The organism is Streptomyces sp. NPDC004126, assembly GCF_050275515.1.
Taxonomy (GTDB): Bacteria; Actinomycetota; Actinomycetes; order Streptomycetales; family Streptomycetaceae; genus Streptomyces.
In genome coordinates this window covers 1-24,368 of the sequence record NZ_JBNNPF010000080.1, presented here as the reverse complement: position 1 = coordinate 24,368, position 24,368 = coordinate 1, and the positions used below count along the sequence as shown (strand labels likewise).

Sequence of the window (24,368 nt, the reverse complement as noted above, 5' to 3'; positions counted from 1 at the left end):
TTCCTCGCGATCATCCTGATCCTGGTCGTGGGCATCGCCATCGACCTGCTGATCTTCAGCCCCGTCGAGCGCTGGGTCCTGCGCAGCCGCGGCCTTGCAGCCGGATCTTCATAGCCGACGGCTTCGATTCCCTCGAATCAGCGGGACTGGGATCTTCTGGGCAAGGCCTGGCGGAACGCTCGTCACCTGCCATCGGCAAGCTGTGCTTGGCCAGCCCGAGGACTATCGGCGGGTGCCGGTTGGGACCTAGGTCCGTGGCAGGAGGGTCGTGCAGACGGAAGTATGGAGAGAGTGCCGTGACGCTCGACTCTCCTGCCAAGTTTGAAAGTGGGCACCCCTGTGAATGTTCTGTTTCCGCTGGGCCTGAAACCGTCCACTGAGGCAATTTACCGAGGAATGTTGAGAAACCCCGCATGGGGCATTACCTCACTGGTGAAACAACTGGGATTTGATGAAGCCACCATTCGGTCAGGTCTCGATGAATTGACCGATCTGGCTCTCGTCCGCCCATCTGAAGAACATCCCGGCAGGAATGTGGCAGTTGCCCCAAAGGTTGCCCTCGACGCCCTCTACGCACGGCGGAGCGCGGATCTCCTACAGGAGCGGCAAGCCCTGGAGGAAAGCCGTTCCGCAGCCGCGCAGCTGCTTTCCGAGCTGGAAGGCACGCGCAACCTGTTCGAGTCCGGGACGGTCGAACGGCTGGTGGGGGCCGACAACGTACGCACCCGGATCGAGGAGCTCAAACACACCGCGACGCAAGAAGCACTCGCAGTGATGCCGCCGCTACGGTTCGGACACAGGGGCTGGGGAGACCTCAGGTGCCCTGACAGCGCGCTCCTGGAACGAGGCGCGCGGGTCCAGGTACTCATACCCGAGAGTTGCAGGAACGATTCATATTCCCGTCAGCGCGCAAAGCAACTCATAAGCATGGGCGGTCACGTACGCACGGCACCCATCGTGCCCAGCGAGCGCGTGATCCTCGACGAGGCAATAGTGGTCATCCCCGATGCCGTGGACGAATCCGGCTGTGACGGCCTCGCGGTCCACGACCCCGCCGTGGCCTTGGCCATGAAATCCACGTTCCTGACTCTCTGGAATTCCGCCCACCCCTACGAGATCGACATTTCCGAAAGCGCTGACCAGCCGACATCCCAGGAACAAGCTCTCCTGCGGCTCCTGGCGGAAGGAGCGACCGACCAGATGGCGAGCACACGCCTTGGCATATCGGTAAGGACGGTCCGCCGCATCATGTCCGATCTCATGACACGACTGAACGCCGGCAGTCGCTTCGAGGCAGGGGTCCGGGCCAAGGAGCATGGCTGGCTGTAGGTCGCGCAGACGCACAGGCAGGGGCCCGACCCGGAGGTGCTCGTACTGCTCGTACTGCTTCAGCTGCGACGGAGTCTTCACCGACCTGGCCTCGTGCGAGCGACACCGGCGCCCGGTCGTTACGCGGCCACAGGACGCTGGCGTGCTGCGCGCGGACTGCATCAGCCACGCCCACCACCCCGACGAGCACGAGGACATCGACGCATGACCACGCCCCCGACCGTCACGAAGGGCACCCAGCACTACGCCGTCAAGCCGCCGCCGGGCTCACCCGCCCTCATCATCCAGATCACGAAGGACGCGGGCGAGCCCGGCCTGCTCTACACCGGCAAGGTGCGGTTGGAAACCGTCGACTAGGACGGGCGCGGCACCGTCCGCGGTGGCTGCTGTCCGACCAGCTGCACGACTCCCCCACCACCGCCTCCGGCAAGCCCCATGCAACCGGCTGCATCCGACTCCAGCCCGACCAGACTGCCCCGCCCCCGCGGGCCTCCCTACCAACAGCAGGTCCGGTTTCCGACCCACAGAACGACCCAACGCCGGCCTCGCTGCGCCAGGCCTTGGACAATGCCGCCCGAGACCTGCAGAGATGGGCCTGTCCGTGGACGGCCCGCCGACTGGGACCTCGCGGCGTCCGCGGCCGTATGGGCGCAGCACCGCCTCCGGGCGACGACCGAGACCGCTGCCCGGGAAGGACCGAAGGAACTGGCCGCCCGATGAGGCGCATCGACCCGACGTCCGCCACCTAAATACGCGACATCCATCTCGCCCGCGCGCGCCTGATAGTGCCCTCCGGGTACCTGCACCACGACGGGCCCGGTCGGGGTGCGACGTTCGAGGACCGGGAGGCGTACAAGCAGCTGAACATTCCGCCGACCGAGGCGGGCGCGGGGGCATCAACCTGAGCCAGTTCGGTATCCGTGTGGCCGAGCACCAGCAGAGTGCCGAAGTGCTGATGCGTCAGGTAGCCCAGTTGGCCGGCTACTCCGCGCAGTCCTTCGGTCTGCACGGCCAGGGCGAGGCGATCACCGCGACCGAGTCCAACAGCCGTGATCAGCGCAGCATGGTCACGCGGAAGAAGCAGGCCGGCTACTGGCGTCACGGGGTGGCTGACGCGCTGCACATCATGTTGCAGCTCGACGCCGCCCAGTGCGGCACACGCCTCACGCCCGAGCGGCCGAGCGTGGAGTTCGGCGACGGTGTCGCCGAGAGCGAGCAGCAGACCGCCACCACCCTGGACCTGCTCGCGCGCGGCGGAGCGGTCTCCACCAAAACGAAGGTGAAGATCCTTCACCCGGAGTGGGACGACGACGGCGTGCAGGCCGAGGTCGAGGCCATCCTCGCCGAGACCGGTGCCGCCGCTCCGGACCCGGTAGGGGCCTTCCCGATGGCGTCATGAACAGGGCGGCCCTGGGCGCTCGCCAAGGGCCGCCCGCCTTGCCGCCCTCCAGGGGCCTTGGAGGGCGGCATTCGACCGGTTCCATGCCGAGCCGTTGGTTTGTGCGTGGGGTGGGGTGCCCTGAGTGACGCCCAGTCCGAGCCTCTGCGGATGCTTCCGCCGGTGGGCCACCCTGGACACCCGGGCAAGCCCTGCGGCACGGCGATGCGCACGGCCGGCTCCGCAGTTGACTGCGGAGCCGGGGCCTACTGCGGGGCGATGAAGACTACGGAGCGGAACTTGAGAGCGTTGGTGCCGCTCCCTCCCGGCCTCAGGTGGAAGAAGTCGCCTTCACAGCCAGGGTCGGCATAGACCACCGCCTGCCTGTTGGTGAGGTTGCGCGGGGTGTTGACGGGGGCCTCCTCACTCGGGTCGTCCGCCTCGGGGATGTCGATGCATTCGTTGTTCGGCGGGTCGAGAATGATCCTGGGGAGGGCGACGCCGGGCACCCTGTAGGTAAAGGTGCCGATCGCCGCGTTGGCGGAGGTCGGCATAGCCAGGGTGAGGAGCAGGGCGCCCATGACGGCGGGCAGGGCGGTACGCAGACGCATCGGAATCCTCCTGAATGCTGCGGGTCAGAGACGGCGCCGACTCTAGAAGACGTGCCGGCCCCGCCCGACGCAGAACCGTTTCATCTACTCAGCGGCGTGTCTGAAGCACGGAGGGGTGGCTGTGGAATGCGGATTCACCCCGGCATGACCGAGCCACTCGCCGAGCGCACCCGTGACCTGTGCGCGACGCCCTCCGTCGACCTTCGCCGCCAGCTGGGAGTGTGCAGCGGGGCCCGCCGGGCAGTACCGGAAGGACGCCCCCAGAGCAGTCAGGGGTGCGGTGTATGGCTACAAGCGTGCCGGTCGGATCGGCAACCCTGCGTGCGCCTCACCCGCCTGGTGCGGCACCTGGAGGCACTGACGCGCTCCGCCGGAGAAAAGGTTGGCTTCGGCCGCCCAGGGGGCATGTCGAGGTCCGGGGCGCGAGTGTGCCCATGGCCGCCTGGGTGGTGCCCGGAGCGACGAGGCACGGGTTGGCGGTGAGAGGCACGAGCACGGCCAGGGCGTCCGTACTCTTCATGACGCACTCCGGTACGCGAACGGGTGGCTGACCTCCGGACCGCAGCCGGCGTCCGGCTGCCGAAGACCTTCCACCCCTGTTGCCCCACCGGGAGGGGGCGCACCGTGGCGCAAGAGGCGAACGGTTCACATCTGCGCGCCCGGTCCCGAACGGAGGTCGGCCCCGCATGCGGGGCCGATGGGGGGAACAACGCTGAGCCATGCCCGTCTGGGTGCCGTTTGCCGCTCCGAAGCGAACAGCGTGCTGGACACTGGGTGACATGACAGTTACTCGACGCGTTTTCGTTCGTTCTGGTCTGGCCGTACCCCTGGTGGCGCAGGCGGGTGGCGTGGCGCCCGCGTCGGCCGCCGAGCGGCCGGGAGGGCTGAGGCTGACCGCTCTGAGCGGTCTGGCCGAGCTGCGGCTCACCAGCCTCGCCCTCCGTCAGCTCGCCACTCGGGGCATCAAAGCCGAGGCCGTGCCGCCGGCCACCCCCGTCTTGGCGGCGGACGGCAGGACCGTCGCGGGGTTCAAGATGGTCCCCGAGTACACCGCTGGCACCATCGACGCGGCCGGCCGGCCCGGTGAGGGCAGCGGGCGGGCGAAGGGCGGTGTCGTGCTGGCCAACGACAAGGCGCGGATGGAGATCTCCGGGATCAGGGGCGAGCTGCCCGACGGCCGGGTGTTCGCCTCGCTCAAGATCGGCGACCGGTGGGTCGGCGAGCTGCCCCTGTACCGGATGGACGTGACCGACCTCCGGCTCAGCCTCGGCGCGTCCGCTTCGGGGCAGCCCATCGGCCTGCGCGGTGAGGGGATCGCGATGATGCCCACGAAGGAGGGCCTGGACGCGTTCGCCGAGGCGTTCGGCACCGTGCTGTTCGGTACCGGGGACATCGTGTTCACCGCGTCGGTGCGGGGGGACGTGTACCCGGTGCCGGCCGAGGCGTCGTAGTCGTCTGCCGCGCCCGGGAGGAGGTGCCCCGGGCGCGGCAGGGGGTCAGTGGGTGCCGAGCATCGCCTCGCGTGGGTGGACGCGGGTGTGCGCGATGGTGACGGCCTGCATGCGGCTGGCACGCAGGAAGGGGTAGGAGAGTTCGCCGTAGGTGCCTCCGCTGCGTCCGGTGCCGCCGAGGCCGGCCAGGCAGGGGGTCACACTCATGTGGGAGTCGTTGACCTTGAGCATGCCGCCGTTGGAGACCTGTGTGGTGAACTGCTCGATGACGGCGGGGTCCTCGGCCCACAGTGAGTTGCGCATGCCGTAGGCGTTGTCGTTGATGAACCGGATGCTGCGCGCGAGGAGCCCGGGCTCGTCCTCGGGGACCACTACCGCGAGGAGCGGGAAGTAGGACTCTTCGCGGACGGCCGTGTTGGTGTCGGCTTCTTCGAAGCCGTCGACGCGCACGATGGTCGGTTCGATGAACAGCCCGTGGGCGCTGGGTTCGCCGTCCACATCCACGCGGCGGCCGCCGCAGACCTTCGTGGCCCCGCCTGCGAGTGCCTCGTCGAGGCGGCGGTGGAACGCCGTGGAGTGCAGGACGGGACTGAGGGCGGTGTCGGTGCGTTCCGGGTCTCCGGGACGCAGGGCGGCCGCGGCCGTGGAGAGCCGGTCCAGCAGGTCGTCTGCGATGGCGGGGTGGGCGATGACGTACTTGGGGCTGAAGCACACCTGGCCGGAGGCGTAGAACGCCTCTGTCAGGGCAGCAGCGGCGTGTTCGAGGTCCGCGTCGTGCCACACCATGACGCCGTCGTTGCCGGACAGTTCGAGGATGGCCTTCTTGCCGTGCTCCACGCAGCTGCGTTCCAGCTCCAGCCCCTCCTGGCTGGAGCCGAAGTAGAAGACGGATGCGGTCAGCGGGCTGGCCAGCCACTGCCGCATGGTCACCTCGTAGTCGGCGCACAGCACGTTGATCGTCCCGGCCGGAATACCCCGGGCTTCCATCGCGGGAATGATCACGTTGTGCAGGGCGTAGCTGAGCGAGGCGGCGCAGCTGCGCGGTACGCGGATCACGATGGCGTTGCCCGCCAGCAGGGCCGACAGGGCGACCACCCCGAACAGCGGTGCGTTGGGAGGCGGGTTCACGCAGACCACTCCGTCGGGCTGGCGCTGGAGCACGATCGTGTGGCGGTCGGTGGTGATCTCCTGCCGGAGCAGGACGCGTGCGTGTTCCAGGCTTTCGGGCCGCACGAGGTCGAGGAGTGCGTTGAGCTGGGCTTCGGCCAGCAGCCGGGGGCAGCCTTCCAGGCGCAGGAGGCGGGAGAGCTCGGTGCGGTGTTCCTGGAACTTCCGCATCAGGTCCCGGACGAAAGCGAGGCGTTCGTCCACGGTGACCGCGCGCAGTCGCGGGACGGCGTCGGCGGCCGCTCGGAGTGCGGCCTGCCCGTGTTCCGGTGTGGACAGGGCGGCGGAGCACAGGACGTGCGGATGGGCGTGGAGTTCCTCCTGGCTGCCTTCGCGCAGCAGGTGGAAGAGGGCGGCCGTCTCCGGGGTCGAGGGTTCCAGCACGGTGCGCACGCTCAGGGCGTAGGCGTGCTCGTCGGTGTCGACGCGCTCGCCCGCGATGTAGAGGGGGAAGTGGCGGACGGCGGGACGGGTGGTGGGCTGGGTCACTGGGAGTCCTCGGTCATGAAGTAGGTGACCAGTGACCTGGCCAGGTGGTCGATGTCGCTGCTGCTGATCACGCGCATGAGGGGGATCTCCCGGCCGAACCGGCGGCGCATCTTGGTGACCAGTTCGACGCCCATGAGTGAGTCCACGCCGAGCTCGTCGAGGGGCCGGGTGCGGTCCACTCGCTCGGGTTCGATGCCGAGGACGCCGGCGAGCGTGCGCACGATGGTGTCGGTGACCAGCGCGATGGCTTCCTCCGGCGAGGCTTTGCGGAGGCGTTCGATCAGGTCGTCGTGTTCTTCGTCGTCCTGGTATCCGCCCCCGGTGAGGTCTGCCAGCCGGGGGGTGGTCAGGTGGGAGTAGAGCCGGCGGACGATTTCGCCGTCGTGGCTCCACACCAGGGCCACCTCCGGTCCGCCGGCCAGCTCGTCCAGGGCGCTCCGGACCTCGTGGAGGGGCATGAGGTTCAGGCCCGCCCGGGCGACCAGCCGGGCGGCGGTGTCGTTGCGGGCCAGGTAGCCGACCTCGGCGAGCGCGCCCCAGGCGATGGTCTGGGCCGGCAGCCCACGGGAGCGGCGGGCTCGTGCCAGCGCCTCCAGGAACAGGTTCCCGGCGCAGTAGGCGGCCTGGCCCGCGTTGCCGAACACGGCCGCGGCCGAGGAGAACATGAGGAAGAGGTCGAGGGCGTGTCCTTCGGCCACCCGGTCCAGGACGAGGGCGCCCGCCATCTTCGGTGCGAGGACGGCCTCGAACCGCTCCGGGGTCAGGTCGGCGGCCATGGCGTCGTCGAGGACCATCGCGGCGTGCACGATGCCCCGGAGCGGGTGGCCGCTGCGGCCCGTCTCCTCGACCACGGCCCGCACGGCGGCCTCGTCGGTGACGTCGACGGCGTGGACGGACACCTGGGCGCCGCGGGCGTTCAGCTCGCTGACGAGGTTCTCCGCTCCGGGGACCGCCATTCCCCTGCGGCTCAGCAGCACGAGGTGCCGGGCCCCGCGGTCGGCCAGCCAGCGGGCCGTCTCGGCGCCGAGCCCGCTGACGCCGCCGCTGACCACGTAGCTCCCGTCCGGATCGAGGGCGATCGGGGCGGCGGGCGCCGCTTGCACGTGCGGCCTCTGGTCGAAGCTGACGATGATCTTGCCGAGGTGTCGGGAGTGCTGGATCGAGTGGAGGGCTTCGGCCGTCTGGGCTGCGGGGAAGACCCGGTAGGGGATGGGGCGGTAAGTGTCCTCCTGGGCCTTCGCGAGGAACGTGTCGCAGGCCGCTCCGAGTTCTTCGACGCGGTGCCTGCCCAGTTGGTCGATGTCGACCGCGAAGTAGCTGATGCTGTTGCGGAACAGGCGCAGTGAGACGTTCTTGTCCTCGTACAGATCGCGTTTGCCGAGTTCCACGAACCGGCCGCCCTGCCTCAGGAGGTCGAGGCTGCGGCTGATGAACTCCCCGCCCAGGGAGTTGAGGACCACGTCGACGCCCTGGCCGCCGGTGGCGTCCAGCACGCCGGGCACGAAGCTCAGGGTGCGCGAGTCGAAGACGTGCTCGATGCCCAGCAGTCGAAGGACGTCGCGCTTCTCCTCGGTGCCGGCCGTCGCGATCACGCGGGCGCCCAGGGACCGGGCGACCTGGATCGCGGCGAGTCCCACGGCTCCGGCGGCGCCGTGCACGAGCACGGTCTCCCCTTCGGCGAGCCGGGCGAGGTGTCTGAGGCCGTAGTCGACGGTCACGAACGCCACGGGTGCCCCGCTGGCCGATTCCATGGTGAATCCGCTGGGCAGGGGCCGGACCAGTTCCTGCGCGACGAGCACGTGCGAGGCGAACCCGCCCGTGCCGAATCCCACGACGCGGTCCCCGGGCCGGAAGCGGGTCACGTCGGCTCCGACGGCACTGACCACGCCGGAGGACTCGTATCCGAGGTGTGCGCCGGCGATGCCCTCCCGCAGCATCCAGTCCGGCAGCATCCCGGCGGTGAGCAGCGCGTCGCGGTAGTTCAGCCCCGTCGCGCCGACCTGGACGGCTACCTGGCCCGGGCCCGGTTCGAGCGGGTCGGTGGCCACCCAGGCCAGCCGGCAGGAGGGGCCGGGGTCGCGCATGACCAGCCGGTACGGGCCCGCGTCGTCCGGTGCCGGCGGTGGGGTCAGCTCGCGCAGCCGGGGGACGAACCGGCCGCGCGCGGTGAGCACCACCTCGTCCTCGTCGGTGGGGTCCAGGATCTCTCGGATGAGTCCGTCGAGGGGAGCTTCGGGGTCCATCGAGATGCGGCGTACGGTCAGGGTGGCGCATTCGGCGGCGAGGGTGCGTGTCGCGCCCCACAAGGCCGCGTCCACGGGTGCGGTGGTCGGATCCGGTGCCGGGTGGACGCCCGGGGGGTCCCCGACGAGCCAGAGTGTCGCCGTCCCGTCCGCGGCAAGGCTGCCGGAGGCGACGGCCATCGCGCGGACGAGTTCGAAGCGGCGGGTGGTGGCCCGCACGGCGCCGTCGGGGCTGTCGTCGGCCGGCGAGAGCAGGAGCACCACGTCGGTCGAGGGTCCGCGCAGCCAGGTGCCGGGATCGCCCTGGAGGTTCTCCCGGTCCACGGTCGCGCCCTGTTCGGCGAGCCGCGCGGCGAGTGCTTCGGCCCGTTCGTCCCGGGACGCGTCCTCGCAGAGGATGACGACGTGGTGGCCAGGCCCGGTGGGGAGGGTGTCCCGCAGTGCGGCGGTCCGCGGCAGGCGGCGTGCGGCGGTCAGTGAGCACGGGCCCGACTCCAGGAGGGTGTTCCCCTCGGTCAGGTCGTGGGCGGGCAGCAGGGCCCGCCATTCCCGTGTGGACAGCAGCGGTGAGCGGGGGCGCAGGTCGAGGTCGGTCATCGACCAGAACCCGGGCACCAGGCCGAAGGGCAGGGCCAGCATCTGCGGATCGTGCGACTCGATGAACAGCAGGTGCCCGTGGTCGGTGAGCAGCCGCGACAGCGAGCCGAGCGCCGCCTGGACATCCTTCGCGGCATGGAGGGCGTTTCCGGCGACCACCACGTCGAAGGTCCCCGGGTCGAAGCCGGGCTGGTCCAGGTCGAATGCCTGGTATTCGACGAAGTCGTACGCCGCGAAGCGGGCGGCGGCGGGTCCGAGGAAGTACGGGGAGACGTCGGTGAAGAGGTATCGGGTCCGGTCCGGGGGCAGGACCGGGAGGAGCGCTGCGGTCAGGCCGCCGGTACCGCCGCCGACCTCCAGGATCCGCAGCGGCCGGTCGGCGGGCCACGCCTCGGCGAGTGCGCGCAGGTAGCCGGCGGCGGCGCGGTTCAGGCGGCTGAGTGTCGGCAGCAGGTCGTAGTAGTGGGAGAGGGTGTCGCTGCCGTGGGCGGGGAACAGGATGTCGAGGACGTCGCGTTCGCCGCGCAGCAGGTCGGCCAGGTGGTGACCGCAGCGTCCGACCAAGGTGAGGTCAGTGACGAAGCCGGGGAACTCGGCGAGGGTGTCGCCGTAGGAGGGGCCGTGCTTGGCGGTGATCCTCCATCGGGTGCGGCCCTGGAATTCTCCGAGCCAGTCGAGGAAGCCGTGCTCGGAGGCGATCGATAGGAGGTGGTCCAGCAGGCGCGCGTGCTCGGCCCGGACTCCGGCCGCGAACAGGTCGTCGGTGAAGAAGACGTCCGCGCCGCCCAGGAGTTCGCGCGCTGCACTCGTGACGAACCCGGCGACCAGCGCGAGCCGGCGTTCTCTGAGCAGGTCGTAGTCGTCGGCCGGGGCCTCCATATCCTGCGGCAGTCGGCAGGTCGCCTCGGCGGCGGGTGCCAGGGCTCGGGGAGCGGCCCGCAGGACGGTGTGCTGGCGGCGGATCTTGCTGCTGTCAGGCGCCGGTACCCGCATGAACCGGAAGTCCAGCAGCTCCAGGAGGACGTTGCCCCGCTCGTCGGTCATCGTGATGTCGGCGGCCGCGGTGCTGGGCGAGATCTCCAGGGCACGGAAGTGCACCAGGCCCGTGGGGGTCGGGTCCGCCCACAGCCGTGCGGTGCCCACGCCGATGGGAAGGTAGGCGTCGGCTGTGCTGACGGAGCCGCGGAGCATCCTGCCCAGGTGGACGGCGCACTGCGGTGCCATGTCGGTCCAGGCCGGGTGCGCGTGGAAGCCGGTGGGGTCCAGGTGTGCGCAGTCGTACTCGGCCAGCACCTCCCTGCCCTCCACCCACACGCGGGAGATGCCCCGGAAGACGGGACCGTAGGTGAGGCCGAGCCGTTCGAGGTCCGCGTAGTGGGTGGCGTGGTCCACGGACCGGCCGTGTTCGGCGAGGCGTGAGCGCAAGGACTCCACGTCCAGTGGCGGGGGTGCCGCGGTAAGCCGTCGCCGGACCCTGCCCCGGGTATGGGTCTGCCACGGATGGTTCGCGCCGGTGCGGGTGGCCACCCGCAGGACGCCGTCCTCCGCGGACAGGGACACCTGCGAGCGCGGTAGTGCCGACTCGTCCTCGGGGGCGGCCAGCGCCTTGACGATGCGCAGTTCGGATACCTCGACCGGTCCTTCCAGGCAGAGCGCCCCGGCCGCCCAGCCCATCTCCAGGAACGCGGCCGCGGGCATGACAGCGGATCCGCCGACGCGGTGCTCGCCCAGCCATGGAATCCGTGCCGGGTCCACCGTGGACTGCCAGGTCGGGTCCGCGACCTCGGCCCGGTCTCCGAGCAGGATGTGGTCGGGCGCCGCGCAGACCCCGGCCCAGGTGTACTTGTCGCCGCTGAAGAACCGTTCGCGCTGCCAGGGGTACCTGGGCAGCGGCACGACGCGCCCGGCCCCGGGGAAGTACCGGTCCTCGTCGACGGGCACGCCGACGGCCAGGGCGGCCTCCACGGCCGCCCGCAGGGCGTCGGGGCCGCTGGCGGTCTTGGTCAGGGTCGGCAGCACCGCGAGGATCCGGTCCGGTGCCTGCGCCCGCCTGAGGTAGGTCGCCAGCACCGGGTGCGGCCCGATCTCGATGATCGTGTCGAACCCGGCGGCCACCAGATGGTCGGTGGCGGCGGCAAACCGGACGGGTTCACGGATGTTGCGCCACCAGTACTGCGCGTCCATCCGTTCACCCGGCACCGGACCACCCCGCACGGTGGAGACGAACTCGACGTGGGCAGGCTTCGGCGCCAGCCCTGCCAGTGCGTCCATGACCTCGGGGTGCAGGGGGTCCATCGCCGCGCTGTGGAAGGGGTAGTCCAGGTCGAGCACTCGGCAGAACACCCCGCGTTCACCGAGCCGGGCTGCAAGGTCGTCCAGATCACGGCGGGGTCCGGCGAGCGTCACGTCGGTGGCGCTGTTGACGCACGCGATCTCCACCCGGCCTCCGTAGCCGCCAAGCAGGGATTCGGCTTCTTCGGGCGGGAGGGCGGCCGCTGCCATGGTCCCGGTGCCCGCGGTACGGGACTGGGCGCGGCTTCGGGCCACCACCAGTTCCACGGCCTGGGCCAGGTCGTACACCCCGGCGGTGAACGCGGCGGCGATCTCCCCCACGCTGTGCCCGTAGACCGCCTCCGGGCGCAGCCCCTGCTCCTGGAGCACCGCCACGATGCCGACCTGCACGGCGAACAGCACCGGCTGCACGACCTGTGTGTCGGCCAGGCGCGGTTCGGCGGCCCGCAGCTCCTCGGCGACCCTCCAGCCGACCAGGGGTTCGAGGACGGCGTCGACCTCGGCAACCGTCCGGGTGAAGACCGGGTCGGTGTCCAGGAGGTCGGCCGCCATACCGGGCCAGGTCGATCCGTGTCCGGCGAAGGCGAAGGCGACCTTGCCCCGTGCGGTCCCGCGACGGGCGACGTCCGGCTCGGCCAGCCGACGGCGTGCCTCTTCCGCGTCCTGTGCGAGCACCACACGGCGGTGGGCGTGCCGGCCCCGCCGCCAGGAGGAGTAGGCGAGGTCCGTGAAGTCGGTGCAGGTGGACAGGCGTGCGTCCATCAAGGACAGGGCGTCGGCCAGCGCCGCCTCGGTGTGTCCCGACACCACGACCGGAACCGCTGCCGGCTCCTGCTGCCGGGCGGCCGGGGACTCGGCGGGCGGCGCGCCGAGTACGACATGCGCGTTGGTTCCGCCGAAGCCGAAGGAGCTGACACCGACCAGGCTGCCCTCGCCCGTCGGCGCCGGGCGCTCGACCGGGGACAGCGCCAGTGCTTCGAAGTCGATGCCCTCACTGCGGGGTCCGGTGTGCGGGGCGGGCGGGAGATGGCGGTGCTGGAGCACCAGCAGCGCCTTGCACAGGCCGGCCATGCCCGAGGCGGGTTCGAGGTGCCCGAGGTTGCCCTTGACCGATCCGATCGGCAGGGGTCCCTTCGCACGCCGCACCCCCAGCGCGTTGCCGATGGCCGTGCACTCGACGGGATCCCCGACCGGGGTGCCGGTGCCGTGGGCCTCCAGGTAGAGCAGTTCGTCCGGGTCCAGGGAGAAACGCTCGTACACCTGGTGCAGGAGGGCCTCCTGGGCGTGGGCGCTGGGCAGCACGAGCCCGGCCGTGTGCCCGTCGCTGTTGCTCCCCCAGCCCTCGATCACCGCGTGCACGCGGTCACCGTCGGCAAGTGCGTCGGCCAGTCGCTTCAGCACCAGCACGCCGCCGCCCTCGGCACGCACGTACCCGTCGGCGGCCTCGGAGAACGGCCGGCAATGGCCGGACGGGGAAAGGAAGCCGGCCTTCGCGAAGCCGACGAAGGCCATCGGGTTCAGCAGGACGTTGACGCCGGCGGCGAACGCGAGCCGCCCCTGCCCGGAGGCAAGATGGTCACAGGCGAGGTGGACGGCGCTGAGCGCCGACGCGCACGCGGTGTCCACCTTCACGCTCGGCCCATGGAGGTCGAGCTGGTACGACAGCCGGTTTGCGGTGTTCGACAGGGCCGAGCCGGAGTTCGTGTACGGGCCGACTCCATCGGGCCGCAGCATCTGCTGTCCGCCGTAGTCCATCACCGAGGCGCCCACGAAGACCGCGCCGTCCGAACCCCGCAACGACAGGGGATCGATCGCGGCGTCGTCCAGGGCCTCGAATCCCAGCTCCAGCAGCAGCCGCTGCTGCGGGTCGATGCTCGCCGCCTCGCGCGGGCTGATCCCGAAGAACTCCGCGTCGAACCCCGAGATGTCGTCCAGGTAGCCACCTGCGAAGGTGTACGACTTGCCCGGCCTCAGCTGGTTCCTGTCGTGATACCGCTCCAGGTCGAAGCGGTCCGACGGCGGCTCCCCCACCGCCTCCCGGCCGTCCAGCAGCAGCGACCACAAGCCTTCCAAGTCGGCTACCCCGCCGGGGAAACGGCAGGCCACACCCACGACCGCAATCTTTTCCGTCACGCCGGGAAGATATGGCCGCCGCTGCCCCGCACGATGGAGGAAGTCCTGGGTTCGGCCAAGAGTCCCAACGAACCGGTGACCATCGGCACTCCGACTGACGTCACGAGTACGAGATGGTCATACGACACAGCTTCCCGAGGGCGTGCTTGAGACCACCGGCCGAGGAGACGATCAGGCTGACGGCCCTCCACCACGCCCACTGTTGCGATCACGATCGGCGGTGAGCCGTGCCACGATTCCGGCTGCGGTCCGGGCGGGGGCGGGGAGCCGCATCCTGAGCCGTGCGCCCAGGCCGCGCGCCACGGTCTGCACGTTCTCGCCCGTGTCGCCGTCGACGACGGCGGTCAGGATGGCGAGAACGAGATCCGCTTCCAGGGATGTGAGGAGCGGAAGTCGGGCCACGTCGTTCGTTTCGAGGGCCCCGAGCTCCTCGATCACGATCCGGGTGTAAAGGTCGTCGAGCGTCACGCTCACCCAACGGTGAGCGCCAGGCCCGGTTACATGGCCGGGGGGTGGCGAATACGGGCGAATCAGGGCAGGGCGCCATCGCTGCACAGGCGCCGCAGGGGTCAGCGCTCAGACTTGGAGGGCCGCTGCATCAGCGCGCCGGCTACCTCGTCGAGAGTGACCTTGTCGTTGAGTAGGGCGGAGACTGCTTCCGTGATCGGCATCTCGACGCCGTGGGCGCGAGCCAGTTCGAGGACCGCGTCGGCGGACTTGACGCCCTCGGTGGTCTGCCGGGTGGCTGCCGTCGCCTTCTCGACGCTCATGCCCCGACCCAGGTGGACGCCGAAGGTGCGGTTGCGGGCGAGCGGGGAGGTACAGCTGGCCACCAGGTCGCCCAAACCTGACAGGCCGGCGAGGGTGGCCTGGTTGGCGCCCATGGCCACGGCCAGTCGGGTGGTCTCGGCCAGTCCGCGCGTGATGAGCATGGCTGCGGCGTTGTCACCGAGGCCCATGCCTGAGGCGATGCCGACCGCCAGGGCAATAACGTTCTTCACCGCGCCGCCCAGCTCGCAGCCAATGACGTCAGTGCTGGTGTAGGGCCGGAAGTAGGGGGTGTGGCACGCCTGCTGGAAGCGGCGGGCGGCTTCCTCGTCAGGGCAGGCGATCGTCGCGGCGGCGGGCCGCCCGTCCATGACCTCGGGAGCGAGGTTCGGGCCCGACAACACCGCGACCCGGTTCGCGCCCACTCCGGTCACCTCGGCGATCACCTGGCTCGCCCGCAACCCGCTGCCCCGCTCGATGCCCTTCATCAGCGACACGATCAATGTCTCGGGACCAACATGCGGAGCCCACGCAGCGAGGTTCGCCCGCAGAGACTGCGCGGGGATGGACAGCACGAGGAAGTTGGCGCCCTCCAGCGCGACGGCCGGGTCTGTGGTGGCCGTGACGGTGTGGGGCAGTTCGACGTCCGGGAAGTACCCAGGGTTGCGGTGCGCCGTGGTGATCGCGTCGGCGATCTCGCCGCGCCGCGCGTGCACGATCACATCGGTACCGGCATCGGCCATGATCTTGGCGAGAGCGGTTCCCCAAGACCCGCCCGAAAAAACCGCCGCACGGGCGGGACGGTGCTGGCTCACTCCGAGAATCCTCTCACTGAACGCACGCCGGCGGCCGGGGCGGCAGCCAGGCCCGGACGATCCTAGGAGGTGCCGCCAGGGGCGACAGAGTTGTTGACCTGCGCTTCACTCATGAGGTCCTGGCCCGCGCGGACCAGCCGCGCGAGGGCGGGGCCGCTGCTCGGCGCTCCGTCGACGGCCGTGCACAGGGCGCCCGCGAGCCGTATGCGGGCGGCGGTGTCTTCGCGGACGACCGGAGTGGCGAACGCGTCTTCGACGAGGGCTGACCAGATCATCCACACCTGCTGGGCGAAGAACCGTTCGGGGAGGGTGTGCGGGAAGCGGCTGCCGCACCGGGACGGCCGGAGGTACGTATGGGGTCGCGTGGGCGGGAGGGCCGTCGGGGTGTGCGGCCATGTCGTTGGTCCTTGTCGTCTGCTGGGCGTACCGGTACGGGGGGCGTGCACGGTGGTCCGGGGCGGGCCAGGGCCGGGGCCGGTGTCAGGAGTCTGTGGCGATGGCGGTGGCGGCGTTCGCCAGTCGGCGCAGGGCCTCCTCCGCGTGGGCCGGCAGCGACGCCAGCGTCAGGGCCCGCTCGGCCCTGGCGCGGCGGACGCGGATCATCTCCTCGGCTTGGCTCCGGGCACCGGTAGCGGTGAGCACTTCGCGGATGCGGGCGGCACCGGACGCGTCGAGGGCCGGGTTGCCGACGAGGGTCCGCAGCGCCGCGCGCTGCCCGGGGTCGGCGTTGCGGAACGCGAGGGCGAGGAGGACGGTGTGCTTGCCCTCGCGCAGGTCGTCCAGGCGGGGCGCGGCCGTACGGCGGGGGTCGCCGAAGACGCCGCGGAGGTCGTCGCGCAGCTGGGACGCCTCGCCCAGGGGCAGGGCGAAGGCGCTGAGCACGCCGCCGAGCCGGGGAGCGGCGCCGGCCACGGCCGCGCCGATGTGCAGCGGGCGCTCCCAGACGGGCTTGACCGTCCGGTGGCGGATGACGTTCAGCGGTGCCTCGGCCCCTCCGTCCCAACCCGGGCCCGGGCCCGGGCCGCCGAGCAGGTCGAGGTACTGGCCGTACACGGCCTCTGTGCGCATGGCATCGACGAGGGGCAGGACGGCCTTGAGCCGATCGGCCGGGAGGCGGGCGCTGTGCAGGAGTTCGTCCGACCAGGCCAGGGCGAGGTCGCCGACGAGGACGGCGGCGCTGACACCCAGGCGCGCGGCCGCGCCGCGCGTGCGGTGGCCGCGTGGCCGGCCGGCGTCGGGGCGGTGGGCGGTGTGGCGGCCGCGCCGGGTATCCGACCGGTCCATCACGTCGTCGTGGATGAGCGTGGAGGCGTGAAAGAGCTCCAGGGACGCCGCCACCTGGACAAGGGCGGTGGTGTCGCCGGTTCCCTCAGCGGCGTGCCATCCGCAGACGCACAGCAGGGCACCGGGTCGCGGCATTCCGCCGAGCAGCAGGGCGCGCAGGACCGTGACGGCGTCACGGGGAAGGCCCCGCTCCGATGCCTCCCGTTCCTTTCGGTCCAGGAGGTCGGCGAGCTGGAGGTCCACCGCGTCGCGGACACCGGGGAGGTGGAGTGCGGACAGGGTGGGGGTGGGGGAACCGGTCGTCATCGGTGGTGGCCTTTGGGCTGGTGGACGGGGGGACTGTCGGGCGCGGAGCCGTAGCGCCGTGGTCCCGGTCGGCAGGTCCGGGACCACGGCGGGGTCCTCACGCGATGGCGATCGGGCGTCCTTCGTCACGGTGGGGGTAGCTCCAGAACGATCGGGACAAGATGCCTGAGCGATGTGAAGAAGGGCGGGAGCCTTCGGCCCCCCTTAACCTTTCATAATCCCTTCACGAATACAGGTGACCAAGGTCCCGAACCGGACAGTCCTTTGTCCCTCGCAATTCCGAAAAGAAACGACCTCCATATACAGCTCGGAGAAATTTCACCCAGCAAGGGAGCCTGTGAGATGCAGTGTTGAGGTGTAGCAGGAGGTGCCGTCAGCAGTCTCCTGGCGGCACTGAACGAAGATTGGCGAGAAACCAATAAACCGGCCATAGCCCTGGCCCCGCGCACCGGATCACCGAGGCGAAGAATTCGCGGATCGCATAGGGCGCCGACGGGAAGAAAATTCTTCCCGTAATTCCAGGGTGTGACGGCCGGCGTCCGGAGAGTCTTGTGTACCCCTCGGACGCCCGCCGGCACCCCCGCGGGCATGCCGCCGCGCCAGAACGCGCGGCCGCCGCCCCATCCGCATCCATCCGCGCATGCGATCGACAGGTGCATCACGCTAGACGCAGCATGCGAACCCATCGCCCCCTGTTCATCTAGCAGGCTAGATGCGGTGTGCTCCGAAGCTAAGCCGCAGCGGGCGTGGGTTGTCAAGTCAGGTCCCGAACGCCCCACGGACGGCGCGGAGGACCAGCTCCTGGCGGAGGCGTAGGGAGCGGGACGCTGCAGCAGGGCCGCGCGCGTCGCGGGCGATCGATACGGCCGGTGGCCGGCTGCCAAGTGCGGCGCCCGGTGAAGACGATGAGCGTGAACGGTATGGCGGCGAGGGGATGCGGAACGCCTCGACCGCGTTGGCGCCCTGGAGGATCGCGGGGCCGATGCGGTGGCCGTCGACGTCCTCGATGAGGTCGTCGAAGCCGAACGCCGTGGTAAGGCGGGTCCTCGCGGGGCGGTCCACGCAGGCGGTGTGGCCGGAGGGCTGGTGGCCGCGCCATTGAAGTCCTCCGGTCCACCGACGCTCTCGCTCTTGACGAGGTCGATAAACCCGAAGTCGGGCTCGCCGACCACGGTCATCCACGTGCAGTCCACGCAGTCCGTGTACGTGGGGTGGTTCAGGTACTCCCGCAGGTGGCGGTCGTTGCTGTACGCAGGCTTGGCCCTACTCGACGCGGGGGTAGCGCAGTTGGGCGATGTGAACCCAGCCCCTGCTGTCGCTCCAGCCCGAGGATGTCCTGTACGCCGCACTGACCGGGCACGGTCTCGCCGACCGCGCCACGCCGGTCACCGCCCTAACGGGAGACGCCTCCGGCGGCAAGCGCCCGCGCCTGCTGGGACAACCGGCGGCGGCCGGGGCGGACGCTGCGTCCGGACGCGCCGCCCTGCACACGCGGGCGGCGTCCAGGACCGGGCCGGGCTGGTACGCGTCGGCCGGCCCGTAGCACATTCCCTGCTGGAGGCCGTCCGGATGGCGGTCGTCGGCTGGCGTCCCCCGGGAGGGCGGTCTGCGAGGTCCCCCCCCCATCACCGGAGTCACGGAGCGGGGTGCTGCGGCAGGGCCGCGTACGCGCTGGTGGATCCGTCGGGCAGGCGCCGGAGCCGGCTGCTCTGCGCCAGTGCCGCCACGATGCCCAGGCCGCGCCCCGACTCGTCACCGGCCCCGGCCGGCCCGCCGGGCCGGGTGGGGAACGGGTCCGCCGCGGCATCGACACCGCGACCGGGGGCCGCGCCGCTGTCGACGACCTCGATGTGCAGGCACCCGTCGGCCGCCTTCAAGGTGATCGCCATCTCGCCGCCGCCGTGCTCGGCCGCGTTGGCGGCGAGTTCGGTCAGAACGAGGCACGGCTCCTCGGCGTCCACGCGCCAGACCGCGAGTACGGCGCCGCAGATGCGGCGCGCCAAGGGCACCGACTCGACGGTGGCCGGCAGGTCGAAGCGTATGGAACGGCGGGGAGCAGCGGATGGCCTTGTGCGGCAGATGGCATCGAGTGGCATGTATGCAAGCATAGATTTCATCCCGAATGGATGGATGGGCACTTGTTCATACCTTTTCGGGCAGAATGGCCCTATGGCACGGATCCCGGCAGCAGCTCGCGCGTACCTGCACCTGCGTCAACAGGTACTCGACGGCAGCCGTCCACCCGGACAGCTGCTGTCCGAGGGGGAGGTCGCCGCAGAGCTGGACGTGTCCCGCACACCGGTGCGCGAGGCGTTCCTGCGCCTTCAGGCCGAGGGGTTCCTGCGCCTGTACCCCAAGCGCGGTGCGCAGGTCGTACCGGTCCCGCTGTCGGCCGGCCGGGACATCCTGCAGGCCCGCATGCTCCTGGAGCTCTTCGCCTTCGACTCGGTCGCCGGGCGCGGCAATGAGGCCGTACGCGCCCTCGGTGCCGAGCTGACGGCGGTGACGGAACAGCACCAGGCGGCCGCGGAGCGCGGCGAAACCCTGCAGGGAGAGGCCTTCCACACCGCCCTGGTCGCGGCGGGCGGGAACACGGTGGTGGCCGGGCTCTACACACCCCTGTGGGACCAGCAGCTGAGACTCGCGGCGAGCGCGATCTCCGACCCGGCCCGGGCCGCCGAGGACGCGGCCGAGCACCACGCCATCGCCCACGCCCTCACCTCGGGCGACGGGGCGGCCGCGCGCATCCTCCTGAGCGAGCACCTCACGGCGATCCTGCGCCGCCTGGGCCTGCACGACCGGCCGCTGACCCTGCCCGCTCCCCCGGCAGCGGCCGCATAACGCCTCGCGCCGGACCGGGAGCCTACGCCCGCCCGCGAGGGCGAGGGCGCCGCGCCCTCAGCGCGCGTCCTGGCACGCCTGGTGTACGTCGGTGAGCGTCGACGAGCACGCCGTGTCGACGGCGAACGAGGCTCCGCGCAAGTCGAAGAAGTGCGGCACCCGGATCGCGGTGTTGCACGAGGCCGTGCCGCCCATCGAACAGGCGTTCACCGTCCGCGTCCGCCGCTGCTGCAGATCGCGTAGCCGTGCGACGACACGCCCGTGACCACCGCTGTGTCGCTGTCGGCCAGCGCCGCCGGATCACGAAATAGGCCACGCCCCTTCAGGAAACCGCCCGCGACCGTACCGGGCTGGCCGACGTCCGCATGCTTGTCGGCGGCGGGGAAGCGGCTCACATCGAACCGGCCGTCCGGCACCGGCCGGACCAGGTCGCGGCCCTCCACCAGAGCCGCCCACAGACCGTCGAGCGACCATGTCCCCGCCCCAGGGAGCCGGAGCCCCACGCCCCCCCACCGCGACGTGTCCGTCACCAGCTTCTTCGCCCCCCCGTGCGCCAAGGGCACGAAGGCCTCCGCCGAATCACCCGGCATCGGATGGGTGCGGCTGTCCGCGCGCGTCACGTCTCCATCGGCTCACCGGACTCGCGATCGGTTACAGCACCGGCCGACGGGCCTCGGCCGGAACGCCGCCCGCCCGGGCGCTTCCGGACCACGATCCGGTGCGCCTGCCAGACCAGCGAGTAGGCGAAGGCAGCCAGGACCGTGGATCCCAGGCCGACGACAGCGGCGTTCACGACGTTCCACCACAGCAGAGGAAGGCCCGTGAGGTGATTGCCCGCCAGTTGGTCCGGCGGGAAGAACAGCGGGTGGGCCGAAGCGAGGACGGCGACGGCCGCGAGCACCCCGCGGGCCGCGATCCGGCCCCGCCGCCCGAAGCCCAAGGGCGGTTCGGCCGCAGGGCTCCTGCGCACCTGCCGCACCGTGTGCCAACCCATGACGAGGAACGCCACGACGGTCGAGCCGTCCTGAACGAGCTGCCGGTAGCCGCCGAGCGAGAACAGGTCCCCGTGGGTGAACTGGTCCCACAACACGTGGGAACAGGCGCCCAGCACGATCGACACCACGACCCACCCGGGCATGGCCGGCGACCGCCACGGAAAGGCCGCCGCGGCAGGGGCGAGGCGCGCCCTCACCGTACGGGGGGCGAGGTCGAGCAGTGGACGCTTGAGGAGCGACTGCCATATCGCGAGCAGGAGCAGGCCGACGGCCAGGTCCACGGTGAATGTCCCCGCCCAGTCATGGCTGCCGAACCCCGGCCAGGGGTCCGGCAGCACCCCCACGTCGGGCGCGATCGCTCCCGCGACCAGCGCGGACGGCAACAGTGGGCGCCGGCACAGCGGTATCACTGCGGCCGGATGGGCAAGGGTGTAGGGCATGTCGGCACTCCACAACGCAGGCAACGGAAGACGCTCCGCGACTCGGACGCACCTACGGAGCGGAGGGAACCGCCGTGCGGCCCTCCCGGGGGCCACGGCTTCCCACAGGTGGCTCCGGACCGGTGCGCGGCAACACGGCGGGCGAGCGAGCGACCGGTGGTGCCGGCCGGGCTCTGCGCCCAGTCTTCCGCGCCGGCCACCCCGGATCATGAGTACTTTCGTACGGTTCGCGCTCCCCCTGCAGGACCACACGTCCCTGAGGGGTGAAGGCCTCCGCCGTACTGGACCACCGACGGCCGTGGGTCAGATCCCCGGTTCGAGTCCGGCACGGTAGGCGAGGCGGGCGACCTGGACCCGGTTCTCAGCACCGAGTTTGGCCATGAGCCGGCTCACATGGCCCTTGACCGTCGACTCGCTGGTGTGGAGCTCCGACCCGATCGAGGCGTTCGACAGACCCATCGCGAGCAGGACGACCACCTCACGTTCCCGGGCCGACAGCGTCGCCAGTCGGGCCCGTTCCTCCTCGGCGAGCCGTGGCGCGGGAGTGGCGGTGAGGACGGCAACGGTCCGCCGGACCAGACTCGGGTCCACGATCCCGCCGCCCTCGTGCACCAGCCGTACCGCGCGGACCAGCTCTTGCGGGGTGGTGTCCTTGAGCAGGAACCCGGCGGCACCGGCGCGCAGGGCCTGGTCGATGTACTCGTCCCGGTCGAACGAGGTCAGCACGAGCACCGCCGGAGGACGGGACAGCATCATCAGGTCACGCGTCGCGGTGATGCCGTCCCCACCGGGCATGCGGACGTCCATCAGCACCACGTCCGGCTGCAGCCGGCGAGCCGTCTCCACCGCGTCAACCCCGTTGCGCACCTCGGCGAGCACCCGCATGCCCGGCTCGGCCTCGATCACCAGACGGAGCCCTTGGCGCAGGACCTCGCTGTCGTCCGCGAGCAGAACGCTGATCATGCGATGCCGTCCCTCTGGCCGTCGGCGGCCGGGCCGTTCACCATGGCCGGCGGAGGCGGTACCGGCAGGGTCGCGGCAAGGCGGAACCCTCCGCCGTCCAGCACCACGGTGGTCAGCTCGCCGCCCAGCGCCACGGCCCGTTCCCGCGCCCCGAGCAGCCCGCTGCCACCGGAGAGCAGGCCCGGCAGACCGGGGCGCGTGGCAGGGCCGTTGGTCACGGTCAGCTCCACGCCCCGGAGGGTGCAGGCGACCGTCACGTCGACGGATGCACCGGGGGCATGCCTGACCGCGTTGGCCAGCCCCTCCTGGACGATGCGGAACACGGCCCGCCGAATGGCGTCCGGCAGCACCTCCACATGGCCGTCCACCGTCAGCTCCACCGGCATGTCACCGGCCAGTGCCGTGGAACGCGCCAGGGACGCCAGCCCGTCTGCCGCCACGTCCGGATCCGGCCCACCGGCCACGGCCGGGGACGTCAGCAGTCCCAGAACGATCCGCAGCTCCAGGAGCGCCGACCGGCCCTCGGAGGCGATCAGGCGCGCCCGCTCGGCCAGCTCGGGGCCGTCCCGCAGGGCCTCGCCAGCGGTCTCCAAGCCGCCCGCCAGGGCCACCACGTTCCCCACCCGGTGCCCGATCATGTCGTGCATCTCCCGGGCGATCCGGGCCCTCTCCTCCAACCGGACCCGCGCCTCCACCGCGTCGCGCTCCCTCTCCAGCGCCGCCGCCCGCTGCTCCGCCGCGGTCCGCGCGACGTCGCGGTAGCGCAGTCCACGGCCCACGGCGGCGGGCACGGCGTACACGACGACCGCCGCGAGGAACAGGCTCCCGCGATCCAGGAACGAGTGCGTCGACCGGGCCTCGTGGGCGAAGGCGTAGACGCTGGTGAGCGCGGCCGGCAGCAGGGCCGCGGCAACCAGGCCGCGCACCCGCTCCACCACCGTGCCCAGAAGGAAGATCCCGACGGCCGCGGTCACGATCGCCACCACCGGCCGGCCGAAACACCCGAACGCCGGGAACAGGCCGCACGCCACCACCAGCAGTGCTCCGGCGGCGATCACAGGCGCACCGCGCCCGAACAGCAGCACGGCTCCCGCCGAGACAACCAGCAGCAGCCACGCCACCGGGCCTCCGATACCGGCCACCAGCCACAGCGCCACCAGACCGGCGCCGATCGCCACCTCCAGCAACGACGGCCGGCGCACCGAAAACGACCGTACGGCGCCAGGATCCGCGCTCGCGCGACCGGCCGACGACCGACCCCCGGCCTTTGCCTCCAGCATGGCGAGGGGCCTTCCTTCTGATACCGACTCCACCCCCGAAAACGGCCCACCCACCCCGCCGAGGTCAATTCATCCTATGTTGTCACGGTAAGAGCTCGGGCCCACGCCGGAGAAGAGCACCAGCTCCGTCTTAGTCCCGGATCCACTCACCTAGTGAATCCGGACGTCCTCGTCGCGGCGATCCACTCGGCCCGCAGGCATGCGCGAGCGGCATCGAGTGCCTCGGCCGTGCCCTCGCACTGGAGCAGGCCCGACGGCCGACAGGCCGACGGCGTAGAGCTGCGCCGCCCACGTGCCCAGGACAGAACGCAAGTCAGTGGCATGAGCCAGCCCATCAACTCCGGACCAGCACGGCCCGTACGAGCGCGCCTGGTCAGACGGTGGGCGAGGCCGTGTGGTCATGGCGTCCGTAGCTGCGGCCGTCGCCGTGCCAGTCCAGGAAGAGGACAGAGCAGGCCAGGGGCCAGAGGCCGACCCGGTGCCTGATACTCCTGGTCCGGCAGCAGCCGTCGTAGTTCCGGCCGGAGGTGCTGTCCTCCAGCCGGCGCTCGATCTCCGTGAAGTCGCGCTCGGTCACCACCGGGTCGGTACCGTCGCGGGAGGCCTTGATCTGGAGCCTCAGCCTGGCCCCGTCAAAGATCCTCACATTGTTCACGTCCCGGAACGCGGTGCCGTCCCAGGTCGCTTCGGCGTAGGCGTAGACGGTGCCGCCGGAGCGGGCCGCGCACGACTTGACCGTGATCTTCCAGTTATCCGGCCACGGACCGTCATAGCTGGAGTCGTCGATGTCCTGCGTGCTGGACGCGCACCGATAGACCGGTTCGGTCGCAGCACCGGGCGCTGCGGGGGCAGTCACCGCCACCAGGACCAGACGGTCAGTCGGGCCGGGCCGCCTGCCACGTCCACGACGTGCGGCGCGGGCGTCCGTCCAGTGCGCCGCGGCCCGTACACCACAGCAGCACGTCGGCGGGGTCCCCCGGCGGCGC

General features: G+C 71.1%; 19 protein-coding genes and 1 pseudogene. 6 read left to right on the top strand and 14 right to left on the bottom strand.

Annotation, left to right across the window (positions count from 1 at the left end; all coding sequences use genetic code 11):
- From ACQKM2_RS38250 to ACQKM2_RS38235, 4 genes and pseudogenes are all read left to right on the top strand, one after another.
- Positions 1-114 (top strand): annotated as a pseudogene (locus ACQKM2_RS38250) (ABC transporter permease); the annotation flags it as partial.
- Between the two features lie 213 nt (positions 115-327).
- Positions 328-1,329, top strand: a complete 1,002-nt coding sequence (locus ACQKM2_RS38245; protein WP_427718180.1) for a LuxR C-terminal-related transcriptional regulator — start codon at positions 328-330, stop codon at positions 1,327-1,329.
- Between the two features lie 204 nt (positions 1,330-1,533).
- Positions 1,534-1,686: a hypothetical protein gene (locus ACQKM2_RS38240; protein ID WP_427718178.1), complete on the top strand. Its 153-nt coding sequence runs from the start codon at positions 1,534-1,536 to the stop codon at positions 1,684-1,686.
- 565 nt (positions 1,687-2,251) lie between these two features.
- Positions 2,252-2,728, top strand: coding sequence for a phage capsid protein (locus ACQKM2_RS38235; protein ID WP_427718176.1), 477 nt, complete (start codon positions 2,252-2,254; stop codon positions 2,726-2,728).
- A gap of 245 nt (positions 2,729-2,973) precedes the next feature.
- On the opposite strand, the gene ACQKM2_RS38230 is transcribed toward ACQKM2_RS38235, so the two are convergent.
- Positions 2,974-3,318 (bottom strand): hypothetical protein, encoded by a 345-nt coding sequence (locus ACQKM2_RS38230; protein ID WP_427718173.1) that lies wholly within the window; start codon positions 3,316-3,318, stop codon positions 2,974-2,976.
- Between the two features lie 848 nt (positions 3,319-4,166).
- On the opposite strand from ACQKM2_RS38230, the gene ACQKM2_RS38225 reads away from it, so the two are divergent.
- Entirely contained in the window at positions 4,167-4,769 is a 603-nt protein-coding gene (locus ACQKM2_RS38225) for a hypothetical protein (protein ID WP_427718171.1), read from the top strand.
- Between the two features lie 45 nt (positions 4,770-4,814).
- On the opposite strand, the gene ACQKM2_RS38220 is transcribed toward ACQKM2_RS38225, so the two are convergent.
- The 7 genes from ACQKM2_RS38220 to ACQKM2_RS38190 form a co-directional block, all read right to left on the bottom strand.
- On the bottom strand, positions 4,815-6,425 hold the full coding sequence (locus ACQKM2_RS38220) for an aldehyde dehydrogenase family protein (protein ID WP_427718169.1): 1,611 nt from the start codon (positions 6,423-6,425) through the stop codon (positions 4,815-4,817).
- Positions 6,422-13,690, bottom strand: a complete 7,269-nt coding sequence (locus ACQKM2_RS38215) for an SDR family NAD(P)-dependent oxidoreductase (RefSeq protein ID WP_427718167.1) — start codon at positions 13,688-13,690, stop codon at positions 6,422-6,424. Before ACQKM2_RS38215 ends, ACQKM2_RS38220 begins: the two co-directional genes overlap by 4 nt.
- A gap of 171 nt (positions 13,691-13,861) precedes the next feature.
- The gene (locus ACQKM2_RS38210; protein ID WP_427718165.1) at positions 13,862-14,158 is read right to left on the bottom strand and encodes a hypothetical protein; all 297 of its coding nucleotides are present in this window, start codon (positions 14,156-14,158) and stop codon (positions 13,862-13,864) included.
- A gap of 101 nt (positions 14,159-14,259) precedes the next feature.
- Positions 14,260-15,273: an NAD(P)H-dependent glycerol-3-phosphate dehydrogenase gene (locus ACQKM2_RS38205; protein WP_427718163.1), complete on the bottom strand. Its 1,014-nt coding sequence runs from the start codon at positions 15,271-15,273 to the stop codon at positions 14,260-14,262.
- A 62-nt stretch (positions 15,274-15,335) separates the two neighbouring features.
- Entirely contained in the window at positions 15,336-15,548 is a 213-nt protein-coding gene (locus ACQKM2_RS38200; RefSeq protein ID WP_427718161.1) for a hypothetical protein, read from the bottom strand.
- A 205-nt stretch (positions 15,549-15,753) separates the two neighbouring features.
- Positions 15,754-16,863: a polyprenyl synthetase family protein gene (locus ACQKM2_RS38195; protein ID WP_427718159.1), complete on the bottom strand. Its 1,110-nt coding sequence runs from the start codon at positions 16,861-16,863 to the stop codon at positions 15,754-15,756.
- A gap of 1,634 nt (positions 16,864-18,497) precedes the next feature.
- Entirely contained in the window at positions 18,498-18,959 is a 462-nt protein-coding gene (locus tag ACQKM2_RS38190; protein WP_427718156.1) for an ATP-binding protein, read from the bottom strand.
- A gap of 73 nt (positions 18,960-19,032) precedes the next feature.
- Here ACQKM2_RS38190 and ACQKM2_RS38185 point away from each other — a divergent pair, with 73 nt between their 5' ends.
- Positions 19,033-19,704 (top strand): GntR family transcriptional regulator, encoded by a 672-nt coding sequence (locus ACQKM2_RS38185; protein WP_427718153.1) that lies wholly within the window; start codon positions 19,033-19,035, stop codon positions 19,702-19,704.
- A 57-nt stretch (positions 19,705-19,761) separates the two neighbouring features.
- Here ACQKM2_RS38185 and ACQKM2_RS38180 read toward each other — a convergent pair whose 3' ends face one another.
- The 6 genes from ACQKM2_RS38180 to ACQKM2_RS38155 form a co-directional block, all read right to left on the bottom strand.
- Complete coding sequence (locus ACQKM2_RS38180; RefSeq protein WP_427718150.1) at positions 19,762-19,914, bottom strand: beta-ketoacyl synthase N-terminal-like domain-containing protein; 153 nt, start codon at positions 19,912-19,914, stop codon at positions 19,762-19,764.
- Positions 19,911-20,324: a beta-ketoacyl synthase N-terminal-like domain-containing protein gene (locus ACQKM2_RS38175; protein WP_427718147.1), complete on the bottom strand. Its 414-nt coding sequence runs from the start codon at positions 20,322-20,324 to the stop codon at positions 19,911-19,913. Before ACQKM2_RS38175 ends, ACQKM2_RS38180 begins: the two co-directional genes overlap by 4 nt.
- The gene (locus ACQKM2_RS38170) at positions 20,321-21,139 is read right to left on the bottom strand and encodes a DUF4184 family protein (RefSeq protein WP_427718144.1); all 819 of its coding nucleotides are present in this window, start codon (positions 21,137-21,139) and stop codon (positions 20,321-20,323) included. The genes ACQKM2_RS38175 and ACQKM2_RS38170 overlap by 4 nt, the downstream gene beginning before the upstream one ends.
- A 303-nt stretch (positions 21,140-21,442) precedes the next feature.
- Positions 21,443-22,102, bottom strand: a complete 660-nt coding sequence (locus ACQKM2_RS38165; protein WP_427718141.1) for a response regulator transcription factor — start codon at positions 22,100-22,102, stop codon at positions 21,443-21,445.
- Positions 22,099-23,304: a sensor histidine kinase gene (locus ACQKM2_RS38160; protein WP_427718138.1), complete on the bottom strand. Its 1,206-nt coding sequence runs from the start codon at positions 23,302-23,304 to the stop codon at positions 22,099-22,101. Before ACQKM2_RS38160 ends, ACQKM2_RS38165 begins: the two co-directional genes overlap by 4 nt.
- A gap of 451 nt (positions 23,305-23,755) precedes the next feature.
- A complete protein-coding gene (locus ACQKM2_RS38155; protein ID WP_427718135.1) occupies positions 23,756-24,238 on the bottom strand; it encodes a hypothetical protein in 483 nt (160 codons plus the stop codon).
- Positions 24,239-24,368 lie beyond the last annotated feature (130 nt).